Annotated in this window: 1 protein-coding gene; it reads left to right on the forward strand. The window is 64.0% G+C overall.

The annotated features are described in order from the left end of the window. Positions 1-662 precede the first annotated feature (662 nt). Positions 663-2,150, forward strand: coding sequence for a group II intron reverse transcriptase/maturase (gene ltrA, locus GOSPT_RS22495; RefSeq protein WP_005176048.1), 1,488 nt, complete (start codon positions 663-665; stop codon positions 2,148-2,150). Positions 2,151-2,244: the final 94 nt, after the last annotated feature.

Raw genomic sequence — 2,244 nt, forward strand, 5'->3', positions numbered from 1 at the left:
CGGCTTTCTTTGCGGCGGAGATGTGCGCCACGAGGCGCTGGGTATATCGAGAGGTGGTGAGAGACCGTCTCTTTTGGGTCGTCGCAGCGGCCTGATGAAGCTGGGGGCAGCCTGATCCGGGGAGCGCCGGGAAGGGTGGCAAGCGGCCCCGACAAAGGCGAGTCGTGCTGGTACTGCCAGACGGTGCGGGCTCGTCGAGCAAGGTCAGAAGGTACAGCGTGAGCGAACCAGTGATGGACGCCCCGTAACCGCGAAGCCGGCTCCAACCTGGCGGATCTGGGCCGGTCTGCAGTGCTCGACATCCTCTATCTCCGAGGGTTTCGTCTCCGAGGCCGTGTATTTCGGGCGGTGAGGAGGCCACGGTGAAGGTCTGCGGCGTAGCCGTGGCGATGCTGCCGGGGTAAAGCTGGGTGCCTCCCTGACCGATCGATTTCCTGGTGAACGTGGGAACCGACCTGTGTGTGGCCCGTCGTGGCGAGCATCCGGCTCGTCGTGGTGGAAGGCCCGTGTCCGGCTGACAGGTGCAGGTTGGGGCAGAGGTCTCGTAGTAGTCGCGGGTGGTGACGTGCCCGTCTCGGCGGCCGTGAGAGACGGCTACAGGGCGAAGGGGACCAGCGAAAGACGCAGTGGCAGTAGTGGAATGTCAGGAGGAGTGGTCGACGGTGAATACCGACGAACTGGAGTCCGCGCTGGTGCAGGCGGAACGCCGGGTACTGAAGATCCAGACCAAACTGCATCGTTGGGCACGCGATGATCCGCATCGCAGGTTCGACGATCTGTTCAATGTTGTTGCCGATCGCGCGTTTCTGTTGGTGGCGTGGGATCGGGTGAGCGGGAACAAGGGTGCCGCAACTGCTGGGGTGGATGGGCGTACCGCGTCCAGCGTCGCGCAGGTGCAGGGCGTTGAGGAGTTCCTTGACGGATTGCGGTCTGGTCTGAAGGACCGCAGTTTCCGGCCGGTGCCGGTCCGTGAGCGGATGATCCCCAAGAGTGGCGGTAAGTTGCGCCGACTGGGTATCCCCACGATCGCTGACCGGGTGGTCCAGGCATCGTTGAAGCTGGTGTTGGAGCCGATCTTCGAAGCGGATTTTCTGCCGTGTTCTTACGGGTTCCGTCCGAAGCGCCGGGCTCATGACGCGGTGGCCGAGGTGCGTTACCTCGCGACCCGACCTCGCTGTTACGAGTGGGTTGTTGAGGGAGACATCAAGGCATGTTTCGACGAGATCGACCACACGGCCCTGATGGGCCGGGTGCGTCGACGTGTCGGCGACAAACGCGTCCTGGCCGTGGTGAAGGCATTTCTGAAGGCGGGCATCCTCACCGAGGACAAGTTGCTGGAAGACACCACCGCCGGTACCCCGCAGGGTGGGATTCTCTCACCGCTGCTGGCGAATATCGCCTTGTCGGTGCTCGACGAGTACATCGCCGGGCTCGCGGGCGGGCCGAATACCGGCAAGGCCGAGCGGGCGGCACGCCTGCGCCACGGCCTGCCGAATTTCAAGCTCGTCCGCTACGCCGATGACTGGTGCCTGATGATTCGGGGCACCAGGGCCGATGCCGAGCAGTTCCGAGAGGACATCGCCGCCGTGCTGGCGACGATGGGGCTGCGTCTGTCACCGGACAAAACCCTGATCACCCACATCGACGACGGGTTGGATTTCCTCGGGTGGCGCATCCAGCGACATCGCAAACGAGGAACCAACCGGCACTACGTGTATGTCTATCCGTCCAAGAAGGCCGTGGTGGCCGCGTGCCGGAAGATCAAGACGTTGTGCAGACAGATCGGGGTCGGCCAACCGCTCGATGTCCTGTTACGCCGCGTGAACGCGAGTGTGCGGGGATGGGCGGGATATTTCCGGGCCGGGGTGTCCTCGGCGGTCTTCTCGTACATCAGCCACTACCTGTGGCAGACGGTGTGGAGATGGTTACGCCGCAAACACCCGAAAACGACTTGGACGCAACTCCGCCGCCGCTATTGCGGCGGCGGATGGTGGCCCGCTGGGGAGGAACGGGAACTGATCGATCTGGAGAAGATCGGCACCACCCGATACCGCTACCGCGGTTCGGTGATCCCTTCACCCTGGCCAGAACCTGTCGACACGGTGAACGCCGAGGCGACAACGGCTCTCGTGGAGAGCCCGGTGCATTGAAAGGTGCACGCCGGGTTCGGGAAGCGGTCCGGGGAGACGGGAATGCCGCAAGGCATTCACCGCGCCCCGGGCCGACTTTCATCGACCGCCCACA

It is taken from the genome of Gordonia sputi NBRC 100414 (assembly GCF_000248055.1).
Classification (GTDB): Bacteria; Actinomycetota; Actinomycetes; order Mycobacteriales; family Mycobacteriaceae; genus Gordonia; species Gordonia sputi.